Raw genomic sequence first — 22,173 nt, 5'->3', positions numbered from 1 at the left:
TCTTCAGTTGCATCAGCCATGATTTTAACAGGTTGTGGCGGNCGGTGGCGAAGACGATAAAAAAACTTCAACACCCGATACACTGGCAGTAATTTCAATCGAAAACACTTCTATAAATGAAGGAAATAAAGGGAGTAGTAAAAGCCTGTCAATTCCGATAAGCCTTTCTAAAAAATCAGAAGAAGATATTGAACTTGGATATTCTTTTGAAGATATATCAGCTATTAATGGTGAAGATTATTCAGCGAAGAGCGGTAAAATAATCATCCCATCGGGTAGTCGGCGTGCGCAAATTGATGTTTTAATTCATGGAGATGATAAGCATGAACCAGATGAGCATTTCAAAGTTCATTTAGATTCGGTCACTAATGCAGAAATAAACGATAAAAATAGTTCAGCCACAATAACAATACTTAATGATGACTCAGTTCCAACATTAACCTTTGATACAGTTATACAATCAGCTACTGAAAATGTGGGGGTTGTTACAGTTCCGGTTTCATTATCAGCTGAAAGTGGCTTTGATGTTACTGCTACGGTGTCATTATCTGGCACAGCACTTTTGGGCGATGATTATACGCTCAATGAAACTGAGGTATATTTTTCAGCAGGAGAGACATTTAGAGAAATTGAGCTATCTATTATCGAAGATCCAATACCTGAGGGTGGAGAAACAATCTTCGTAACGTTAGAACAAATTGAAAATGCAGCTCTAATTAGTGGCGAGGGCTCTTCTCATACAGTTGTTATTTTGGGTGATATTGGACTAAATGATACCGGACTAACCAAGTTCAGTGATGGAGTTGTTTCTAATTTATCATTTGAGCCAGCAAGCCACCCGGGACAAGATGCTTCTTATGGCCGCGATGTAAATGAAGCTGGTAACAATGATCACGGGCATGCTGGCTTTTCTTTTACTAAAATTGACTTCAATGGAAACCCACTACCAGCTACCAGTGAAAATTGGAGCTGTGTCCAAGATAATGTTACGGGGTTAGTTTGGGAGAATAAACAGCCAGATTTCACAATAAAAAAAGAAAATAGTGAAGAGGGTGATTTGGAAATACCAACCGGCGATAGCTGGCGTGCTGGCAATTTTACCTATGGATGGCATAACTCAACCACTAAAGATAACGGAGGGAGCTCTGGGTATCAAAGAACGGCACAAAATTCCCTACTTAAAGACCGGCCAGTTACTGTAACTAAAGGATACTGTGGATTCACAAAAGATCCTGGTCGCAAAGATAAACTTTATTGTGACACCCAAGCTTATATTGCAGAGATGAACCGAGTTGGTGCATGTGGTTTTAATGATTGGCGAGCCCCAGAAGCGAGTGAATTACGGTCTATTGCGAATTATGAGCAACCTGAAGTGACAACAGTACCAGAAAGTAATTTCTTTTCTAATTTAAAAACAAATACTAACTACCTAAGTGCAACCCCTGGTTCTGATAATGAAGCATCGGCGTGGTGTTACGATTTTGGTGATGGTCATGTAAAGCTTTGCCAAAAAGGTGTGTATCAATCATTTATCGCAGTGAGGAATAAAAAATGAAATATATTAATTTAACTGCATTCGCTATATCAACGCTACTTTTAACCTCTGGTGTTGCTGCACAAGTATGTAAGGAAAGCACAATCTACCCCCGGGTAAGTAGCCAGCAGTATATTGATCACTTGGATGGAACTATAACGGATGCTCAATCCGGTTTAGTATGGTCGAAGTGCAGCTTAGGCCAAACCTACTCTACTCGCGGTTGCTCTGGGGTTGCCGCTAATTTAGATTGGGCTGACTCACTAACAACGATTCAAGACTTAAACACCAGTGGAGGATTAGCAGGTTATGATGATTGGCGATTACCCAACATAAAAGAGTTAGGTTCGCTCGTAGATGCGCAGTGTCATAGCCCATCTATAAACTTAAGCGTATTCCCCGACACACCATCAGCAACTTACTGGAGTTCAACCTCGCGGGCGGATACTTCAGGTGTGGTTAATGGCGGTTATAGTATTAATTTTGCTACAGGATCTGATTTAAGTCCTGAAGTTACAAATTTACGACACGTTAGATTGGTCAGAGGAAATAATTAATGCCATCGATTAAATTCACTGTAGTAGCAGAAAGGTTGTTTGTGGATGATGAGTTATCAATGGATGGGCTTCAACTTCTTGCTGCCCTTGTAAGTAATTCAGAAATGGGCCTGATAAGTAAACGCCATGCTGTTCTAATAAGTACTGAATGTAATTTACATAAAGAGCAAATTGATGATGCTTTAGAGGAGCTTTTGGAGTTAGGTTACATTCAATATTGTAGTAATACTGTGCGTGAAAGCCATAAACGTACTTGGGTAGTAAAGCCTTGAATAGATCGAGTATTACAGGGGTAACTCTGTAATACTCATGTGATAAGAGCTAATAGAGTTAAGAAATAATACTTTTATTAATACCCTTTCATTAAATAAATTATTGATATACTTTGACCGCTCATTTTAGATCACGATTATACCAAGTTAAATTTACTGTTAGTTTTACTTTTATATTCTTATCTACAAACAATATACTGATATGTTCACATGTGAAACTTTCCGAGCCTTAGAGCTCAATGGTTCTTAAAATCACCTAAGAAGAACCAGTTCTTTATCTAAATCACTTATACCCCCGAGGTCAATAATCCCTAAAATACAGCTTGAGAGTATCTGTGAAGTCTTATTTAGAATTGGCTATGTTCCATTTAACTGTTGCTGGGCTTTAAATAAGCTGATTGTATTACAGTTTTTTGGATCGTCCATAAATCTAAACCAGCCTAGGTAATTTTCTAAGTATTTCGTGGCAACCCCATGAAATCGCTGCATCCACATTTTTAGCCTACTGTGGTACGCATTAACATTTTGAATATGAAATACCTTCTCTATCACCCTAACTCCATGTGAAATGTTAAGTCGCTTATGAGTTAACTCATTGTCTTTACTGAATTTAATGTAAACTTTGAACCCATCAGTACAAAGTACACTGTCTTTTTCTAGTTTTCCCTTTAATTCTTCACTCAATTTTTTTGCTGTAACATGAGGCATTACTGCTTCATAAGTCTGTTTTCCCCGATCCCTTAATGTCACTACTGGAACCCAATCCTCACTTGAACGCCCTCGCTTGCCTGCTTTATCCCCGCGTTTTTTTGGTGGGCGTTTTAACTCTCGGCTTCCTTTTTCAGAGTAAGCAAAAAAAGTTTCATCCGCTTCTATAATTCCTTCTAATTTTGCGGCTTTTTGCTGAGAAGGTAACGTTAAAAAACGGTGTCGCCACCTAAATGATGTCTTTAAATTTATGCCACATTCATGGGCTGAACCACGTAATGGTTTACCTTGCAGCATACAATTAAAATAGTCCCCCCAGCGCTCTTTCAACCGTAGTCGTGCTAATGGAGTCTTTGTTGTTGCAACGAATGTTTTTAGACAATTTTTACAGCGATAGCGTTGAGTTTTATTAATTTTTCCATGGCGATTAATTGTGTTGCTGTAACAATGTGGGCATTCAGGATGCTCAATTAGTCGAGATTCAATTTGGCGAAGTATCGTTGCAATGGGGTCTTGTGCTTGAAGTGCAATTTCCAATTCCCTTGATTGCTTATCTGTTAACTGACCTAATTCGCTAATAATTGAATTAAATTTAGAGTTGTTCATAGATAGCGCCACCATAAATACTGTGTGTAATTACAGTGTAGCAACACTTTAAGGGAACTGCGCCTTAGAATTAGCTTTGCCTCTGTTCCACCAACGTCCCTTACCCTGTAACTGTCTTTAACTTTCGCATTGTGAACTGCTTCAGAACGAATCTGATAAAATACTTTGAGGTAGTTATAATTCGATACTCTTTCTTCATAAATACCAGAGGATAATCTTGCACCTAGAAGCCTCACTTGAAGAGAAAGTTGCTCAGAGCTTTTACTTTTAGTCAAGATAGACTCTGCACACATGCCTAAATCTATCGCAGCATCTACAGTATCATTAGTATTCATAGCCGACGTTTTGCGTTTTAGTGCAAGGTGTATTGAGTCCTGAGAATCTTTTGATAAGCCCTTAAATTTCATAAACACACTCTGCAAACAATACTTATCAGTCAAATGGAGCGTTTCCGAGGAAAATGGTCTTGCAACCTGAAGAAATGAAGTTTCAGTACCATCAATAAAACCAGAGCAGGGAGTCGTGCCTTCAAACCAACACCACTCTTTTATTATGCAAGCTGCATATTTTTTTGTAAAAAGTGATAAGAAATAAGATGTTAAGAAATGACTCTGACTTATATCAAAAAGTTGATTTTCATCACTACTGTCAGCCTCTTTGTAACAACTTAAATCAAGAACATTACACTCAACTTTCGTTACAATGTAAGCTGGTTCCATACCATGAAAATCCATCCATTGGTTGTCCCAGCAGGAAATCATCCTTTCACGTACACCTTCAGGTAGCCCTTTAAGTTTACATAAGTACGTGTTCTTATCAAAATAATAGGTTTCATCAGGTATCACACCCTCTACTAGCGATATAACGTATAAGGGGACTGTGGGCTTATCTATAAAATCCAAGAATAATTGAAGGGATTTCTGTGCTCCAACGTCATGTGCCTTGCTACACAACCACTTTGCGAGGTCGAAAGCCGATACTGATTTACCACGATTAGGTGAACCCCATAGTTTTTCAAGCACTTCAGAATAATACTCTTGTAGAGTATCCATCAATTTAATGGTCTGTTCTGACAAACCTGCTTTTACAGCCCAATCCCGCCACGAAAACATTGGACTTGCCAGAGATTTAAACTTTTCATCAAAACGGCACGCATCGATGAGCTTTATTAATTCCTTATGAGAAGCTTCCATTCTAATTCCAGCAAAGTACGATTTTTACAACTATCCCAAACCCTACTATGCTGCACAAGCGGAATCGATCACTTATTTACCAAAAGTAAAAACACCGCTTACTTTATTATCTTATGCTTTTTTAAATAATTAGCTACTTTTGCTGTGTACCGAAAGCACCGATTAGCATCTTTTCTGCGAGATAGGATAGCTGTTTGTCACTTGAGTTTACTAGTACAAAAGGTGGCTCATTAGGCAGCTCATTCAATGGTACTTACTCCCTTAAGCGCGTGTGATTCCATAAAAATTATATTATGTATTTGAGTTAGTATAAAACCGATCCATTACCAAGTTTATCTATATCCTAACAAGCCTTTATATACTTAGGTTTCTTTTCCCACGTTCCCGCTTTTCCCTATTTTATAAATCGTCTAAGCCACTTACTTTGCTAAGAATCAAATAACTTTCACATGTGAAATTTTTAAATACTTTTACAGCCCCTTTATATGATGCCTTGATATTATAAAATGATACTGTAATATATAAAGAAGGGCTGCACGAAGGTAGAAGAACGTTGCAGCCCTAAACACATACCAAAACAAACGAGGAGGATGGTATGCGCGCTAAGCAGTTTACCAGAAAAAAAGTTCTACTTATTGAGTTTATGAACTGGCCGATAGAAAAGCGCCAGCAATTCATTGCAAAAGAAATGCCGAATAGCTCTCAATTTATAACGGATATGTTATTACGAAGCATTTAGTGAAGCAGGACATTAAAAACCCTAATTTATGTATTTGATTAGGGTTTTATGTTCTCCTCCTCCGAATGAGACTGGGAAAAGTGGGAAAGTGGGAATAGTTTAGGGAAATGAGTTAATTTATAAGCTTATGCTTTTTTAAATAGCTTGCTACCGCTTCTTGTGTACCGAAAGCACCGATTAGCATCTTTTCTGCGTGAGAGGTTAGCTGTTTATCACTTGAGTTTACTAGCATTTCATACCATGTTTTTACTAGTACAAAAGGTGGCTCATTCAATTTTGTTTACTCCTATCTAGTAATTGAAAATTTAACTTAAAAAAATTAGCCCTTCCATGGCTTAAAGCTTGCTGGAAAGCCGCTTAGCATAGAAAAAATCTTTACAATCTATGCATTTAATTTTTGATGCATCTTCATGCATTGGATTGATAATATAGTTGTATTCTTCTTGGCAAAGGCTAGAAGGAACTTGTAGTACAGCAGCGTCCATACTTGAAAGCCATTCAGTACCAAACTTCTGCGTGTGGGAGATGTAAGGATGTTCATCCCATCCAATAGGTAGCTCACTAGCCACCAGCCGCTTTATTTTAATCTCATCGCTTATATGTATTGTTGTGACAGATAATTGCTTACTTAAAATATCAGTAGAGTCATTTACAAGCCTTTCAAGCATCGCAAGCGATCTTGAGCTAGCCAAGTACACAATTGGGACACCTATAAAATGCCACCGCCCTCCCGAATGAAGCCCACCTATACCAGATAAAGCGTTTTGAATGTTATTGTGTTTCTTTGGAGCTATTCTATAACCGTTCATTACGCATTAAATCCATGCTCTAAACCTAGGATAATTCGCTTTATCAGCTCACGCCCACGAATTGTATGCATCACCTCTCTAGGTTCCTTGTTTTCAAATTGAGAGTGAGGAGTGTTTAACCATTCATTCCATCTTTTTACGCTACCGAAGTAATCCGTGCCAATAGTAGATAATCTAGCCAACTCAAGCGCATTTTCACTGATTTTAATGTTCAATGGTTTTTTAGATTCTACATGGCGCTCTAGCGTTCTAGTTGTGGTGCCAATTGCTCTCGCTATCATTCCAGATTCCCATTCTAATTTTTTACCAAGAATATTAATTCTGGTAGCTTTTAGACCCTTGGTAGCTATACTAATTTCATCAATAGCGGTAGATCTACTAGTTACTTTCCCACCGCTAACTACGCTTACATAATCATTTTCAACTACGTTCATAACGCACACCCAACAAAATATGACAATTGTCGTATAATATAGCGTCAAATGCTGTAACTTGCAATTTAGGCTACATTCCAACTATGTATTGCTCAGGCAAAGTTTAATTTAAACGCTTTATAGCTATTAACCTTTATTTCTTTGGATAGTTATATTGCTGATCATTGATACGTCACCGTAATCTTCTTCATCAAAATCATCTTGCCAACTTGACCGGTGCTGGTCTGTTATATCGACACACTCAACGCTAACAATAGATAGAGGCAACTCAAGTAATACTATGGCTTCCTTTGTATTTCTCGCTAAGGAAGGTTCGATTGACGATATTGTAACTTTGTCATAGAGGTACTCACCTGATGAAATACCAGTTATGATTCGCTTCATTAGTATCGTTGCATCGGGGCATCGATGGGCTTTAAGATCAACATTCACTTCAACTCTCCTATTCTTTTTGAACCTAAGCTGTTAACGATTTGCATGGGAATATGCGCAAATCATGGCAAATTAAGCTGGCAATACGCTTATCTGTACCTCTAATTATTTTAATAACCCCCTCATCATTCATTGTTACTTTAGACTTTTGCCAGTATTTATCTTGTTTGCTAGTTATTGGCATTTTAATCCTAGTTAAATCACTGAAATCATTTTTAGTACCGGCAATAAGCTCATCAAAAATAGACTGCCCAACATAGCCCAGCGCATTTGCAAAGATAGCTTTAGTGAACATTGTGTTATCGTGACATTCTTTGTAATTATCTGTATCTAAAATATTTATTGGTAGAGTTGTAAAAACAGCATTTAAAAACTGTTTACATAGTTCAAATAATTGCGCCCGCTTACCATCATCTGCAAGCTCTTTTTGAATATTTCCAGTTGAAGTATTTAGTAGCTTTAAAATCATTCCGGTGAATTGATCGTAAGTCCAAACATTCCCACGCCTGAGAACTCCATGTAATGCAATACAGGATTTTATTTCCCCAAACCCAAAATCTAACTTTAACAATTCATTTATAAACACAGTAAAATACGAATCAGTATTAAAGTGCTTACTTATTGATTTTGTAGGCTTTTTTAACTCAACGTGATAATCAGCAAATACCTGGCGTATTATTTTCTTAGCCTTATCACACGTTAATGCTGAAGTATCTGTAACAATAAATTTTACTGAAATTGTATAGTCTAAATCTGTATCATTTTTTCCCGACTCTTGAAGCCATTTTATTAGCGCTGTACGGCCCTGACCATCTCCAATGACTCTGCAGGTGTCACTCTTAATAATTGATTCTGCTATAGTGCGCCCGCCCACATCATGAGTAGCTATAATATCAAGGGCGTTGATAAATATAGTCATGCCAGGAAAGACCGGCCCGCTTGAGTTTTCCCAATATTTTTTTAGTTTATTCACTCTTGGGCTATCCACATCACGCTGCACTTTAAGATCTTCATTTAATTTGTCGGAATTTGGCTCTAACTGGAAGTACTCTGCCAACTCTCTAAAGCTCAGCAGACCTTCATACGTTCTAACACCACGCTTTTCTATGCCTTCATTCGTTTTAAATAGCACAACAGGCAGATCTTTATTGTTGGGTGCCACCATATTCAATTCATTGCTTTTAAGTGATATCAGGCTGTTCATTGTTAGCTCCAAGTTCATTTGATAGCTAAATAATGCGTCATAACTAAAACCAAGTCAATGTATATTGCAATTTTAATTGCAATATACATTCTAAGAGTGTAAATTCAACTCAGTTTCTTATTACAGGTCACCAACTATGAACGCAGTAACCAAAATCAATCCACTTGATATCATTGACGTACAAAATCTTGCATCTTTTGATGCAGGGCACCTTCAAGATGTTATTGATTTATTTAAGGTCGGTGTCGCTGAATTTAGACTGGTAATTGAAGCTAAGAAAGTAATTGCTCATCTACCTTGCAGCCAAGGAAAAGACTCGACTGTTACCTTGCTAATAGCGCTTGAAGCTTATAGGCAGTCGATTGAAGCAGGAAAAATAGAGAGGGATAGGCCGCTTATAGTTTCCACTGTGAATACAAAGGCGGAAAGTATTCCAATGAATCTTTACGTTAGTTACGCAAAAAAAAGGGTCGAAGCGTATGCGGCCAAAAACAACATAAACCTTCATTACGATATTGTTAGCCCTCCACTTAATGATGAATACTTTATTAAATATGCTGGTGGTAATAAATTAATTGTAAACCCTAAGCGCCATGGCGATTGTTCAATCATATTAAAAGTTACTCCATCGGAAAGGTATGTAAAGCAACTTATCGAAAGCTTTAAGCAATCAACAACAATGGCAGACTATGCGGGCTATTCTATCTTGTCATGTGTGGGCAGCCGCTCTGGGGAAGGTGGTCGCAGAAGTGCAAATATGTCTAAACAGAACATAAAACACAAAAGTATAGGCGATATTTTAAAAGAGATTGAGGAAGTAAGCGTAACAAGTAGAGATACAACATTTTTGAAGTATGCACCTATTCGCCACTGGTCTACTGACTCTGTGTTTGATGCACTAAGATTGGCCGGTGATAAACCTCTAACAAAAGCCCCTAAAAATCAAAAAAATGTTATTCCGGCTTTTCTTCCCGATTTTGGGCTGTTAATTGAAATTTATGGGCAAGGCTCAATGGAGACTTGTAGTGTTATTGTTGGAGATAAAGGCGGTAGTGGTTGTAATGGCAAAGCGAGGTACGGATGCTCGATTTGCACCATGATTTCTGCAAAGGATAAATCATCTACGGCTTTATCAAAATATAAAAGGTGGGACTCTCTTGGCGTGACGAATGCATTAAGAGTACGCGATTTTATGTATCGCTTAAGTGAATCGTATGAAGCGCGAGCTCTGCATGCTCGCTCTGTAGATAGCGTGGCTTATTCTCGTGTTGGACTTCAACCCAATATTTTAAAACCAAAGTATCTTGAGAAGCTTGTTCGGTATGCATCACAACTAACTTTAGACTCTATAAAAATATCAAATGAGTTTCGTGAATTGGTTAAAGCAGACCGGGTTATTGATCATCCTGGCTATCGTGAAATAGCGGAAGATAGCAGTTTACCTCCCAAAACTAAGAAAGCCTTCTTAGAAATGTATGTGGAGGGTGTTCAAGATCCAAAAAACTTAAATTACTTATTTAGTGAAGCTCATGCCTTGCTATTAAGCTTTCGTTGGGCCATTGATGGAATAGGTGCGGCACCCTACCGTCCTCTTGCAATCTGGGATAATCTAAAGCGAGGCATTGGACGCATACCCTACCCCAAACTCAATAGTGAGCTTATAGATAACTATGGAGGCATTCAGCTGGAAAATATATCCAAACTTCCAGAGGCGTTAATGGTAAAAACTCTGAAAGACGAAGATCCTGTAAAACAAGCGGAATCACCGGCAAGTTTGCTCTCACTTTGGGAGCGCCCGCTAAATGGAGCTGATATTTTTGAAGAAGATATGAATTGCTCGCTAACAAGAGTGTCTAATAATAATACGGATATACTCATCACTTATGAGCAAAGTTATACTATTAGCGGTTACTCTGTTGCACCGAAACAACCATCAATAAAATCAATTAAAATAGCTGGTAAGTTAGTTGAAGATACCATTAAGGACACGCTAGTTTACAGCGGGGTAATGGAGCAGCTTGAGCAGGTTTTTGATGATAAAGTAGAGTACATCACTAAAAAGCATTTAGGAAATCCAGCAAGTGAACACCAGGCTTTTAGGGATGATATTAAAAAGGCATTCAGTGGTGAATTGACTGCCAGAAGAAGTATAAATTATTTATCTGAAAAAGCTTTATTCGGTGGGTTTAGTCAAAGTAGAAGAAAAACCACTCCAAGAACTCAGTTTACTCGCAGGGTTACCTCTATTAAACGAGGTAAAGTTATAAAGGGAAATACCCGACTAGCTTTTTACCCTCCCCACTTTGATAGCGCATTGTACTCATCGCACATAGAGAAAAAGTTGATGTTAATTCCCAACTTCGACACTCATACTGAAGTTAGCGTTGGAACTCATTTGGATTCAAGTGAGCTGAACTTGTCATTAGAGGATATAGAGAACATAGAAGTAGACTCACATAAATATATTTTGTGGTGTGATCTTGGTGGTCGCGAAAAAGCACTGAAGATCCATGATGAATATTTGGCTCGGAAAATTAAAAAACGCCACTTACTTAAGTTATCCAAGTATGATGTTCGCGATTATGGTGGCGAATCAGTTCCAAATCAAATGTTAGCAGATGGAGTTATAACCATTGCAAAAAAATACTGGAAGCAATTACACGCAATCTTAAAGCGAACTCAAATATTTAATAGTCTTGGCCTGTACTCTTTCCAGTCAGTCCCGTACAGCGTTCTAGCGAATGATCCCCGCTTCATTAAAATGAATGAACACCGGAAAGATAAAGCAAAGCTACTCATGGTAGTTAGAAACAGAAGAAACGAACAAAGAAAGTCTGTGAGGAAATTTCTAAGTAAAAGCCAGGGCCAGTGCTGCGATAGCTTGCTGGTTCTGCTAAAGCAAAACTTAGATGTGCTCTACAAGGAAAGCAAGCGGGCAATTTACATCATAACAAATCAAAACTTTTCACATTTATTCAAGGTTCGATTTCACAGCCATGAAGTATCTAATCAAGAGCAGGTAGATACTTGCAAACTATGGCTTAAGCTTACATATGGTAAAAACATGACTGTGGATAGTATTATGGAAACATGCTTACCTACAAAACAAGCTCGGTTGGTAAGAAATAACCCTAAAGCTAAGATTAAAGCCGCGCAGTTAATTTCAGAGTTTTTGAGCGACATAGCTAACACCGCAAAAAGCACCCAGTCTTTTTGGTGTGATTATGTTGAAGAAGTTAAAGCCATTCTCTCTAATGATAATGACCAATTAAATAATTTCAAACGACTCACTAAAGAACGCCTAAAAATGTACGAAAGTGACGATGTATTGAGATACTGGAATCCGGGGGAAACTCACCTAGTAGACCAGTTAAACAAGGCAATCAATAAATATAATGCAATAAGTTCTTATGTTTATGATCTACAAGTAAGTTTAATGGAGCTAAATGCCTCGGCTATGAGCAGTACTATTGGTAATATGTCTCTAAGTGACAAACTTGCTTTTTTAACGTCAGGCAATTCATGATCACTACCGGTGGTAGTGTTATATAAAATAAATTTGGAAAAGTTATGAGCTCTATAAAACTACAAGAAATTGCGAATACATTTCACGTTCCTTATCCGACCCTGGTTACTTGGAGTAAAAAAGATAACCGAAAAAGCTATGTGACATTTTTAGATGCTGCTTTTAAAAGAGTAGAAGATAAATCTATTAAGTACGATGACCTTAAAACTATGAGCAACACTGAAGCAGCAAAAAAGTTAGGTTTTAATGATCCGCTCACCTTGGATGGTGTTGTTCCCTCACGGACTTTTAGAAACTGGTTTAACGATCCTGATAAACAAGGGCTGGTGCTGGGCATGCTTATTGGATACCAAACTGCATTGCTGAATGATTTAGCAATAAATACGGGCCATAATAATTTAGATTCTTTACTATCAACATTGTCATCCAAACTAATAGAGGTTAACGATATTGTCTCCCTGCTATTAGTTTCAAATGAAACGGTCTGCAAGCTACTTAAGCACTAATTAAAAAACCCCTTAGCTAAGGGGTTTTTAATTTCATATAGTGTTTGAAAAACTCATCTCGATCAATGACCCCCCAATTTGTCAGCATATAATATCCTGATGTACCACGCTCACCACCACTCTCTCTAACAAATAATATCTTCATGCCAAACTCTGTGCGGATAGAAGCAAGTTGCCGCTTTATCGTTGACTCCGGTATTTTTGTAGTTTGGTGTAAACTGTGAAGGCTAGGTCTTTGTATTCGCGATAATGCGTTAATGAGATCAAATTTACGCTTCATATCTTTTGATATACTCATTTTCACCTTCTTTATTCTGGCTCCAATTAGAGCCAGAAGATAAGACCTGTAATTACAAAGTACCCATACTGACTATTTCAATGTCAGAAGTTAGTACTTTAACTTTTTTCTCTGCTTTACCGTCCAGCACCTTAACCCAAACTTCTTTAGGGTCAAGGCAAGCTCTGTCTAATAATAGAATACCACGAACAACATCAGTTTCAGTAAGTACGTTCACTACAATTATCAACTCTTTAGCTTCTACAGGCTTCCAATCTTTATCTTTAGGGAGTGCTGGTAGAGCATCTTCGTAATCATTGGTAGTAGTGGTAGTAGTGGTAGTAGATGACGGAGCTTCAAGTGCATCTTGATTATCACCAGCCTCTGCACCAGCCTCTGCACCAAATTGTGCATCAAAAGCATTTTGGTCATCTATATTGTTAGTAAAGTTCCCATCTACAACATTGTCATTTTGGCTTGAATTTGCTTCTTCTAAAATTCGTTTAGCATCATTTAACAAATCACGACTTTGCTTCCGAGTAATCCCGTCCTCTAATGCATTGATACACACAGCACTGCATTGCTCTTCATTTAGATTAAAAAGCAACCTGAGGTTATTCAATGTTTCGGTATCGCTGCAAATATCATTGTCGTAAAGCTCGCGAACACACACTGGCAGTTTTAAAAGTGATAGGTGGGTTGAAACAAAGATGGCGCTCTTACCAATACGCTGTGCAATTGCTTTTTGTTTCCAACCTGCATCAGCGAACACCTTAAGTGCATATGCAATTTCTAAAGGCGTTAAGTCATCTCTTTGAATATTCTCAATAAGCTCCCCTGCAGTTTCATCTATTTCTGAAAGCTCTTTATCATTTACCATTATATCAATGGTTTGTATCCCTGCAGCTTGCAATGCTCTCCAGCGCCTTTCTCCCTTCTGGATAACGTATTTGCCATTTTCATTTTTCGGATAAACAATAACAGGGCTCTGCTGGCCCTCTTCCTTCATAGAGGTAGCTAGCTCATCAATGTTTTTAAATTTTTTACGTATTTGCTCTTTTGACACTACATCTTCAATTTTAATAGCAAGTACTTCTTTTCCTCTTTTGCCTGTAGCTGCTTTCGCAAGGTCAGACAAACCTTGTAAATTTCCTAACTTAGCCATGTGTTTTATCCCACTTTACCTATTAGTTCATTCAGTACCAACTCAACTTCTTTGGCCGCAACGTGTCCATACCGAAGCTCCCAAACTGGGATACCTTCTGTAATTGCTGTATCAAGAGGTGGTCGGTGCATAATTTTGTTTTTAAATAACAAATCTGGAACTGAGTCCTCAAGCTCTTTTAAAGAGCGATCATGATTAACGGAACGATCCATATCATTTATAATAATTCCAAGTATATCTAGCTGACTATTATAGGCTTCTCGAATACCTATGATGGTTCCTAGAAGCCCCTCTACGCCATCAACAGCAAAGCCTGATAGCTTCACTGGGCAAACAACATGAGTTGACATGACAAGTGCAGCCACCAGCTTTCTTCCCAAGCTTGGTGGGCAGTCAATGAGTACATAGTCATATTCTTCAATTAATGCGCCTAGGTTTTTAGCAGGGTTCATTGCTTTATCGAGAGGCACCGCTTCCATTTCAAACAAAGCCGGATCGTTTTTAGGTGTGTGGATTAAGTCCATCCCTGTAGGGCAATGTATTACCTCTATCTTTTCAAGGTTGTCTTGGAAAAGATCTGCTGTTTTAGTGCCCGTTAAAACGGTTTCAAAACTCCCATACTCATCGATAACTCTTGGTGCAAGTCTGCTGGAGGTGTTGCCTTGACCATCCATATCAATAACGAGAACTTTCTTCTTCTTTTTCAGCGAAAGATAAAAAGCAGTTTGAATACAAAGAGTGCTTTTACCTACGCCACCTTTTTGATTGGCATAGCTAATCACTTTTGCCATATACACCTCACTAGTATTTAAGAAGGGCATTAACCCTGCATTTCAATAAGAGCAGTCTAACGCTCATTTTATGAGACTACAAGAGCTAATTATAGTACTGTACTGATACAACAAGCTTTTAACTTAATTTGTTGCAACAGAACAGAATGTACTGAATGTTAACGACAATTTCCTGCTTTACGGTATCCAGCCTCTTGAGCTTCCAACTCTGTTGCGAATTTTACCGTATTGCCAGGGCTCACACGGTTATAACTAGGGCACCCTTGTGAAAGGTGATATATCTTACTGTTCTTATTTCCGCGTATATTACCGATAGTTTTCGGGGATTGATTTTGATGTGAGGTGGAACCGGTTTTTATTCCTTCACCTGAGCTTTTGTGGCCTAGTGTCCAAGATTTTTCACCTGTAACGAAGGGATTATTATGACCAACTAGCTTGGCAATTCTATTATCGCGCTTTACTTCCCATTCAGTTACAGGGTATTTGTTATTCCACGCCATCATAAGTTGTTGTTGTTGTCGGCTCATATTTAAGTTATATCTGTCATGCATGTAAAAATATATTCTTGCGACTTGGCCTTTAACTTTATTTCTTGGTTCCACTGTCCTTTGCTTAAAATCAATTTTAGCTTCGCACTGTCCATACGAACTTGTTATTCCTGGTAATTCACCAAACGAATAATTTGACCTATCAGCATTGAACTCTCCTATCGCTATTACTAAATTATGGGGGTTTGCTTCCATTTCTCTAAATGTGGGATCAGTTTTAACGCAATTTTTCCGCCCACCATTCTGCCAACACTGCCGCTGGTGGCCTAAGGCCCACGCCGGTAATACGTGTTCGTACTCTGTTCTATTAGCGCGATTATCCTGGGCTCTAACTTGATACCCGCATGATTGAAGATCTACTCTGCCACCCGACTTTCCGACCCAACGCCAATCACAGCCGCAATAAAATGTTCCTTCTCCTTTTGTAGTTTGGTCAAAATAAACATCCTGCTTAAGCTTAACCTTAGCTTCACGGAAGCTATTAATATCAGCTAGTGCTGGGCTAGTAAGCGTAAATGCTAAAAATATAAATAATAAGTTCCTCATTTCAATCTCCTTAAAGTCAAATAAGCATTATCCCGCTATTAGGTAGTTAAGATCACGCTCCTAATCTCCCTTTTTAAGATCATAACTTTCATTATTAGACTGCATACTGCTATGGGGGATGTAAAAAGTTTCACATGTGAAACTTTTTTAATGGTCTTTACGAATATTAAATAGGGCCAAGTGTTAATTGGCCCTTTGAGTGTGGGGGGTTATTTTGAGTTAACTGTATCTTTTAAAGCTTTTCCGGCTTTGAAACTTGGGATTTTTGCGGCAGCTATTTTGATTGCATCACCCGTCTGAGGGTTCCGGCCATTTCGTTCGGCACGTTCTTTAACTTGGAATACACCAAACCCAATTAACGAAACATTCCCGCCACCAGCAAGTTCATTAGTTATATTATTAATGATAGCATTTATAGCTTTCTCTGCGTTAGCTAGGGTTATGTCAGCTTGCTCAGAAACACTTTTTATTAAATCTTTTTTATTCATTGATCTTCTCCGTTTTATTTAATTTATTCAGCTGCATTTTGCTCTTCCTGTTCTGTAATCATTCTTTGAATCACAGCCATGATAGCTTGCGGTGGCTGGGCTCCACCAAGCAACTGTGTTCTACCAGTGCTATTATCCACGATGAAGGTAGCAGGTGTACCGTTAATTCCATGATTTGTTGCTTGTTTGATATCTTCTGTAATTTTATCGCTATAACTACCGTTGCTAATACATTTTTGAGCCTCAGTAACGTTTGCACCAACACCGGAAACAAGTGATGCTAAATCTTCAACACCTTGGCCGTTACCTCGTGATTTATTAAATACATCATCAAGAAAAACCCAAAACGCTTTGTTACCTTTCTGCTCACGGACACACTCTGCAGCAAGAGATTGACGCTTTGCCGCCGGGTTATGGAAATCTAATGGTAAGTGCTTCCATTGCCAGTTAACCATACCCTTGCTTGCTTCAACTATTTTTTTAGGGGTGTCATGAAACCGTTTGCAGAACGGGCATTCAAGATCTGAAAACTCGACCAATGTAAACCGGGCGTTTACATTACCGTAAATATTTTTACCATCTGGTACATCCTCGCTAGCTAAAGGATACTGAGCTAGTTTTGCTTCAAGGTTTTCCTTTTGTTTTTTCTCAGCAAGCGCCTCTAAGCTTTCGGCTACAGCTTTTTGAAATTCTACTGGTGTTAACTGTGCCTTTTTTGTTTCTCTCACATCACTTTTAAGGCTTGCAATTTCATGTGTTAACTCTTTTGATGTGCTCAAGCTTACTGTTGTTAAATAAGTTCCGTACCCAAGTGTAATGATAATTAGCGTAATGGCTATTATCATAAAAACATTCATCAAGTTTGTTGATTTTTTATCGGCGCTCATTAGATTGTCCTGTTAATACATTTTAATGGTTTGTTCATTTGCAAAAGATGAAATAGCTACCTTTGCGGTTTGAGTTATTCTTTGGAAAAAATCCCGAGAAGGAGTGTAATCAACAAGATTGGTTTCGTTTAGCTCACCTCTTGCTATTGTGTTCATGCTGCCTAAACCATCAACAAGCCCCATATCAAGTGCTTGCTCTCCATTCCAAATTAACCCAGAAAAAATACGCGGGTCATCTTTTAACCGGTCACCGCGCCCTTCTTTTACGCGAGTAATAAATTGTGTATGCGTTCTTTCAAGTACGTCTTCCCAAAACAAACGAGTACTTTCATTGAGTGGTGAAAATGGGTCTAAAAGAGCCTTATTTTCACCAGCTATAATCGCTCTTCGCTCTATACCAAGCTTATTCATTAGCTCGGTAAAGCCGAACCCAGAAGATATAACGCCAATAGAGCCAACTAGACTTGCTTGGTCTGCGTATATTTCATCTGCAGCGGCAGCTATGTAATATCCACCTGAAGCACCTATATCACCAATGACGGCATAAACTTTTTTGTTAGGGTGGATTTCTTTTTGAAATTTGATTTCTTCGTAGATTCGTCCAGACTGAACAGGGCTTCCACCAGGACTATTTATTCTAAGCACAACTGCTTTAGATGTTTTACTTTCAAATGCGGCCTTAATAGCTGGAATGAGATTGTCTGCGTCAGCACCTGCGCCCGGGGCAATTTCTCCTTTGATGTTGATGTATGCTATATGTGATTTTGTTACTTCATTACCGCCAAAAGGTGATGGCTTTGCGACTGCTCCAAGCTTATATACAATCAACATAACTAAAATAATGCCTGAGGCACGCAAGAGTTTCAGTAGCATGCGCCACCGCCTGTCTTTTACCTGTTCTTTATGGAGAGTAAACATGAAATCACGTAAGAGCTCACGTTCCCACGGAATTTCATTATTTTTGTTAGTCATTAGATTTTCCTTATTATCTTGTACAATTAAATATCATTGGTTTTTGGCTTATGGGGTGCCCTAGGCTTAAATTGACCAGGAGCTTTTTGATCACTGAAAACTACTGTTTGTTCTGATGCCGCAAACTTTGAATCAAGGGCTGTTAGCATGTGGCGCGAACGAGCCATTATCTGGTGCAAGGTTCTTTCTAATAGCAACGCGTCCATGATTCGTGAAGGTAGAGCTATGTCACCGGCCTTTTCAACACCTAAAACTCGCATGTGATTTATTGATGCCGAATAACGGAAGGCACCAGAGTATTCAAATAAGTAAGATGTTAAATTTCCTCTAAGTTTGCTTTTGAACCTTTGATTTACAAATCCTGAGCTGTTAATCAGCAGATCATTTGTATATGTATCTAAGCCTTCAGCGACTTTGAGTGCAGTCTCTGAATTAATCCAGTAACCAGCCTTAAAACCCAAATCCAACAATTCATCCTTTGAAATCCCTTCTTCTTGCAGTAGAGAGTAAGTATAAGGCGCTCTTATATCAGCCATTTGGAACCCCCAAGTATGCTTTAAGAATGCCTACAAAGTAGAATGTTATCTGGCTTACAGTTGGCCCAATTAAGTCAGTAACCCTTTCAAAAGCGTGAATGCATACCAACAAAAAGATTGGGCTTATTACTATTGATGTAAGTGACATTGCTACCGCCGTTGTAACTGCTTTACGAGCAATTGGAAGAAGCCATGGCAATAATGCACACTGAGCAGCTATGATGCTTCCAACATAACTCAACTCCGGGAATATTAAGGCTTGAATAGCAATGAATACGCATTGCGCAAGACCTGCTTGCCTTAGGGCTTTATCGCTAATATGTTCTGATTGAACATTGTTTGGCGAGTCTGTCATTAACTTTTCCTTACTAGTTATCACTGATTCCAAAGTACCGTTCATAGATTCCGGGCTCTCCTTTTAATATCGTTTTGGCAGCTTCGGTATTTATTTCGTGTAGTTTTTTCAATTTAGCTTTACCTTTATTGCTGATTGAGATTTCTACAATAAACCAGTGGCCTTCAATCGTTCTCGCAAGGGTTTCTACACCTTCAAACTTATCAGTGTCTTTCACCAGTACGACTTCTGCCTTCTTGCCTACCCACATTTTCCCAAAGGCATATATATTTAATGCTTCAAATATGGCCCTAGATTCAACTCTGTTTCGTTTCCAATTTACAGCTGGAATTACTATGTAGAGCGAAAATAGTGCAGCCGCGTTTAAAAATATGCTTACCCAAATACTTTCTAAAATAAGCGCAGCTATGGAGCTTATTATTATTGCTGCAAGAAATAATTTTTGGATGAAAGTCATAGCTCCTCCTGTTCTGGTAACAGTACAGTAAATTGGAAATATGCAAGGGTGTGGTTTTGCCCAAATTAGGCGATTACAGAAGGAGGTACTAAAGTTTAGTGAAAATGACCGTTACAAGTACATTTGGTTTCTACTACTCCGCGCTTTATAGCATTGTAGCGACGCCACAAATTAGATATGTGTTTCTCAGTGATTAGCTTTACAGGTATGTATCGAATAATTTCATTCACACCTGACTGAACAACTACGCGAACATAACCAACATTGCTTACTTTATATTTAACTCCGTATTTTTGCTTCAAGATTACTTGGTAGACAGAAAGTTGGATTATATCCGATTTATAAATTGAGAAAGACTTTCTTGTTTTGGTATCCACCGGGATTAATGTGTTGCTCTTAGTTTTAAATACTTGATCAACACGGCCATGGAGGGGTATAGGTGTTTGGGTAGAAAGGTCGCATTCGTTAAGAAATAAACTAGCTCCCCTTAAGTTTCGTGGCATGTTCTCTTTATTCCACCAGCTATAGATAGCTTTTATTTTTTGCAGTTGCTTAAGATCTAAAGCTCTGTGCAGTATATCTGCCTTAGCAATTATTACTGGTATCACCAACAAGGTAAAAAACCAGACTAGATAATCTTGCATAATTTAGCCTTTAGTTATTATTAATGCTGTTACAAGTTATATTTGGATTTTCTAAAACGAAATCATCTGATACTTTCACATGTGAAAGTTTTAGTTCTGTTTCAAAGTCTAAGAAATCAGAAGTTTCAAAAGTGTCCAAATCTTTTGATGTGCGTTTGTAATAAAGGGTTGGTTCCGAGCTTGGATGAAATACACCATGGGGCACTTCATCTTCATCTCCGAACCACATTCTTAATCTATAATCTATAATCCACCCGTCATTTAATTCAATCCACACATGAGGTGTTGCACAATTGCCTGAAAGGGTATCGGTAACATAACCCACAACACATCGATGTTTTATTCCTGCTTTTCTAAGTATGAAGCTTATTGAACAAGATATTCCGTGGCACTCTAATGGTAGGTCATCCAAAGCTGATAATATTATAGATAGCTCGTCATGCCAGCTGCTGAATCCCGGATTTATCTCAGTTTTAGCTTTGTTGTTTCCTAGTGCTACTTGATGCTTTAGCATTTCACTTTCCTTTTTTTAGTCTCCGTAGGGGCTTTAAAAGGGCCTTATAGGTAACCTCAATAGCCTTTGAGATAACTTAATTTACACAAAGGGTCTTCACAATGTCTATTTGAGGGCCCGTGACACTCCAATAATAAATAATCCTCTAACATCTATATTTTTTAAATTTTATCTTGGTGTTATTAGAGTATTATAAAATGATACTGCAATAACGCAAGTAACTAAATGTCATGTTTTATGATTATTTGATAAAAGTAATGAATGCTCTTAGTTAAAGTGGAGGTAGTCGGAATAATATTATTTAGATACTTTGGGGTGATGCTTCGCTCTATTGCAATACTAATGGTTGGGGTTAGTTATCAGTCACTAATTAGGGCTTTTGTTTAGTTTAAAGGTCTTATAGCCTCATTCAACCATCTTCCGTTTAAATATCGTTGAAAAGTGTTATTCGCAATGTTCACTAAAACTGGTGTAAACACATATTCATCATTTTCAGGAAACTTTGATACTAAGCTCACTATCGCTGACTTTGCTTTATCCAGGTTACTACCTACAAGGGCGTCATTTTTGTTGGTTGTGAAGTTATGTTCATAAGAACGTCTTAGATCGCCGCTAGCGCCTTTTTTTATATAATGTATTTCTTCATGTGTAGGCTTGAATACGTAACCAGCCCGGTAGTGTTTAATATGCTTATCAGTCATTGTAGATCCTTCAAAGTTAAGTAATTTTCTTTGATTATAAACTAAATATATTATTCCATTGGAGCTCCTGTAAAGCCCTGTGCTGAATTGAAACGCCTTAATACTATCTAGTGCCAGCTGTTCTCAGATAAAGTCTTTAGGGGCTTTCTATGAAGCCCTCGTTTGAGTGTCAGTGTGAAGATCTAAGTAACACCAATTAGATCATTTATAGATCCAATGTAATTATACTCCTTACTATCTACCCCAAGCCTCTATTACTCTATCAAATATAACTTAAAAGTGGATCTATTTGATGATCTATTGATTTTACACCTCGGAACTTTGTGCTGACGTTGCATTGGTTTTCAAAAGCTTTTACTTCAACTTCATAATTTTTAAAAGTTATTCAAAAAAATCACTTTTATAGGTTAATAAGATCTTTTGGTTAGGGTTAAAAGAGGGTTAAATAGGGTTAGGGGCTAAAAAAGCATACCTAACTGCATGTTTTTAATGAAACTTTCAAACTAAACCGATGCACTAAACCTATAGGTACTAAAGCACTAAACCTATAGGAACCGATGCAACAAACCTATAGGTGGTTTTTTTTGGGCTACTTATATCCACAGCTTGTTCTTGTTTTTATAGGTTTTTATATCAATTTTTGGCAACCGATGCACTAAACCTATAGCATTTTCAATGCTTATTACAAACCGATGCACTAAACCTATAGCTTTTATTCTAAATTAAAGCGTGATTTCCCAAACCGATGCACTAAACCTATAGCTTTTTTGTG

26 protein-coding genes are annotated in these 22,173 nt (G+C 38.0%); 6 read left to right on the top strand and 20 right to left on the bottom strand.

Translation table 11 applies throughout. From position 1 onward, the window contains the following. Positions 1-34 precede the first annotated feature (34 nt). The 3 genes from L654_RS0116845 to L654_RS0116835 are packed head-to-tail and all read left to right on the top strand — an operon-like array spanning position 35 to position 2,363. On the top strand, positions 35-1,555 hold the full coding sequence (locus L654_RS0116845; protein WP_024608540.1) for a DUF1566 domain-containing protein: 1,521 nt from the start codon (positions 35-37) through the stop codon (positions 1,553-1,555). Next, the gene (locus L654_RS0116840) at positions 1,552-2,091 is read left to right on the top strand and encodes a DUF1566 domain-containing protein (protein ID WP_024608539.1); all 540 of its coding nucleotides are present in this window, start codon (positions 1,552-1,554) and stop codon (positions 2,089-2,091) included. Before L654_RS0116845 ends, L654_RS0116840 begins: the two co-directional genes overlap by 4 nt. Continuing rightward, positions 2,091-2,363, top strand: a complete 273-nt coding sequence (locus L654_RS0116835) for a hypothetical protein (protein WP_024608538.1) — start codon at positions 2,091-2,093, stop codon at positions 2,361-2,363. The genes L654_RS0116840 and L654_RS0116835 overlap by 1 nt, the downstream gene beginning before the upstream one ends. A gap of 357 nt (positions 2,364-2,720) precedes the next feature. Here L654_RS0116835 and L654_RS0116830 read toward each other — a convergent pair whose 3' ends face one another. Together L654_RS0116830 and L654_RS0116825 are read right to left on the bottom strand one after the other, a co-directional pair. Next, positions 2,721-3,677, bottom strand: coding sequence for an IS1595 family transposase (locus tag L654_RS0116830; protein ID WP_024608537.1), 957 nt, complete (start codon positions 3,675-3,677; stop codon positions 2,721-2,723). Further along, positions 3,674-4,870 carry a HEPN domain-containing protein gene (locus tag L654_RS0116825; RefSeq protein ID WP_024608536.1) on the bottom strand — a complete coding sequence of 399 codons (1,197 nt, stop codon included), beginning with the start codon at positions 4,868-4,870 and terminating at the stop codon, positions 3,674-3,676. The genes L654_RS0116830 and L654_RS0116825 overlap by 4 nt, the downstream gene beginning before the upstream one ends. 595 nt (positions 4,871-5,465) lie before the next feature. Here L654_RS0116825 and L654_RS1000000128355 point away from each other — a divergent pair. Further along, positions 5,466-5,609, top strand: a complete 144-nt coding sequence (locus L654_RS1000000128355) for a hypothetical protein (RefSeq protein ID WP_225305766.1) — start codon at positions 5,466-5,468, stop codon at positions 5,607-5,609. Positions 5,610-5,721: 112 nt separating this feature from the next. Here the strand turns inward: L654_RS1000000128355 and L654_RS1000000128350 are convergent, their stop codons facing one another. The 5 genes from L654_RS1000000128350 to L654_RS0116795 form a co-directional block, all read right to left on the bottom strand. Continuing rightward, complete coding sequence (locus L654_RS1000000128350) at positions 5,722-5,883, bottom strand: hypothetical protein (protein ID WP_024608535.1); 162 nt, start codon at positions 5,881-5,883, stop codon at positions 5,722-5,724. Positions 5,884-5,944: 61 nt separating this feature from the next. Then, positions 5,945-6,418 carry an RES family NAD+ phosphorylase gene (locus tag L654_RS0116810; protein ID WP_024608534.1) on the bottom strand — a complete coding sequence of 158 codons (474 nt, stop codon included), beginning with the start codon at positions 6,416-6,418 and terminating at the stop codon, positions 5,945-5,947. Beyond that, positions 6,418-6,852 (bottom strand): antitoxin Xre/MbcA/ParS toxin-binding domain-containing protein, encoded by a 435-nt coding sequence (locus L654_RS0116805; protein ID WP_024608533.1) that lies wholly within the window; start codon positions 6,850-6,852, stop codon positions 6,418-6,420. Before L654_RS0116805 ends, L654_RS0116810 begins: the two co-directional genes overlap by 1 nt. A gap of 126 nt (positions 6,853-6,978) precedes the next feature. Further along, positions 6,979-7,236 (bottom strand): hypothetical protein, encoded by a 258-nt coding sequence (locus L654_RS0116800; RefSeq protein WP_139016111.1) that lies wholly within the window; start codon positions 7,234-7,236, stop codon positions 6,979-6,981. A 73-nt stretch (positions 7,237-7,309) separates the two neighbouring features. Then, positions 7,310-8,488 carry a DGQHR domain-containing protein gene (locus L654_RS0116795; protein WP_024608531.1) on the bottom strand — a complete coding sequence of 393 codons (1,179 nt, stop codon included), beginning with the start codon at positions 8,486-8,488 and terminating at the stop codon, positions 7,310-7,312. A 136-nt stretch (positions 8,489-8,624) separates the two neighbouring features. On the opposite strand from L654_RS0116795, the gene L654_RS1000000127650 reads away from it, so the two are divergent. Further along, entirely contained in the window at positions 8,625-12,014 is a 3,390-nt protein-coding gene (locus L654_RS1000000127650; protein WP_024608530.1) for a hypothetical protein, read from the top strand. A 44-nt stretch (positions 12,015-12,058) separates the two neighbouring features. After that, entirely contained in the window at positions 12,059-12,520 is a 462-nt protein-coding gene (locus L654_RS0116785) for a hypothetical protein (protein ID WP_024608529.1), read from the top strand. 16 nt (positions 12,521-12,536) lie between these two features. On the opposite strand, the gene L654_RS0116780 is transcribed toward L654_RS0116785, so the two are convergent. The 13 genes from L654_RS0116780 to L654_RS0116720 form a co-directional block, all read right to left on the bottom strand. Then, positions 12,537-12,818, bottom strand: a complete 282-nt coding sequence (locus L654_RS0116780; protein WP_024608528.1) for a helix-turn-helix domain-containing protein — start codon at positions 12,816-12,818, stop codon at positions 12,537-12,539. Positions 12,819-12,870: 52 nt separating this feature from the next. After that, positions 12,871-13,962 (bottom strand): ParB/RepB/Spo0J family partition protein, encoded by a 1,092-nt coding sequence (locus tag L654_RS0116775; RefSeq protein ID WP_024608527.1) that lies wholly within the window; start codon positions 13,960-13,962, stop codon positions 12,871-12,873. Between the two features lie 5 nt (positions 13,963-13,967). After that, positions 13,968-14,753 carry a ParA family protein gene (locus tag L654_RS0116770; protein ID WP_024608526.1) on the bottom strand — a complete coding sequence of 262 codons (786 nt, stop codon included), beginning with the start codon at positions 14,751-14,753 and terminating at the stop codon, positions 13,968-13,970. Between the two features lie 158 nt (positions 14,754-14,911). After that, positions 14,912-15,847 carry an endonuclease gene (locus L654_RS0116765; RefSeq protein ID WP_024608525.1) on the bottom strand — a complete coding sequence of 312 codons (936 nt, stop codon included), beginning with the start codon at positions 15,845-15,847 and terminating at the stop codon, positions 14,912-14,914. A 209-nt stretch (positions 15,848-16,056) separates the two neighbouring features. After that, positions 16,057-16,335: an HU family DNA-binding protein gene (locus L654_RS0116760; RefSeq protein ID WP_024608524.1), complete on the bottom strand. Its 279-nt coding sequence runs from the start codon at positions 16,333-16,335 to the stop codon at positions 16,057-16,059. Between the two features lie 23 nt (positions 16,336-16,358). After that, on the bottom strand, positions 16,359-17,222 hold the full coding sequence (locus tag L654_RS0116755) for a DsbA family protein (RefSeq protein ID WP_024608523.1): 864 nt from the start codon (positions 17,220-17,222) through the stop codon (positions 16,359-16,361). A 12-nt stretch (positions 17,223-17,234) separates the two neighbouring features. Next, positions 17,235-18,194 (bottom strand): signal peptide peptidase SppA, encoded by a 960-nt coding sequence (gene sppA, locus L654_RS0116750; protein WP_024608522.1) that lies wholly within the window; start codon positions 18,192-18,194, stop codon positions 17,235-17,237. A gap of 26 nt (positions 18,195-18,220) precedes the next feature. Further along, positions 18,221-18,730, bottom strand: coding sequence for a hypothetical protein (locus L654_RS0116745; protein ID WP_024608521.1), 510 nt, complete (start codon positions 18,728-18,730; stop codon positions 18,221-18,223). Beyond that, positions 18,723-19,085: a hypothetical protein gene (locus L654_RS1000000127000; RefSeq protein WP_024608520.1), complete on the bottom strand. Its 363-nt coding sequence runs from the start codon at positions 19,083-19,085 to the stop codon at positions 18,723-18,725. Before L654_RS1000000127000 ends, L654_RS0116745 begins: the two co-directional genes overlap by 8 nt. Before the next feature lie 13 nt (positions 19,086-19,098). Next, complete coding sequence (locus tag L654_RS0116735) at positions 19,099-19,542, bottom strand: hypothetical protein (protein ID WP_024608519.1); 444 nt, start codon at positions 19,540-19,542, stop codon at positions 19,099-19,101. 95 nt (positions 19,543-19,637) lie between these two features. Then, positions 19,638-20,186 carry a PD-(D/E)XK nuclease family protein gene (locus L654_RS0116730; RefSeq protein WP_024608518.1) on the bottom strand — a complete coding sequence of 183 codons (549 nt, stop codon included), beginning with the start codon at positions 20,184-20,186 and terminating at the stop codon, positions 19,638-19,640. Positions 20,187-20,196: 10 nt separating this feature from the next. After that, the gene (locus L654_RS0116725) at positions 20,197-20,700 is read right to left on the bottom strand and encodes a transglutaminase-like domain-containing protein (protein ID WP_024608517.1); all 504 of its coding nucleotides are present in this window, start codon (positions 20,698-20,700) and stop codon (positions 20,197-20,199) included. Positions 20,701-21,083: 383 nt separating this feature from the next. Next, positions 21,084-21,401: a hypothetical protein gene (locus tag L654_RS0116720; RefSeq protein WP_024608516.1), complete on the bottom strand. Its 318-nt coding sequence runs from the start codon at positions 21,399-21,401 to the stop codon at positions 21,084-21,086. Positions 21,402-22,173: the final 772 nt, after the last annotated feature.

It is taken from the genome of Pseudoalteromonas sp. TAB23, from assembly GCF_000498075.1.
Taxonomy (GTDB): Bacteria; Pseudomonadota; Gammaproteobacteria; order Enterobacterales; family Alteromonadaceae; genus Pseudoalteromonas; species Pseudoalteromonas arctica.
This window is presented reverse-complemented; position numbering and strand designations above follow the sequence as displayed.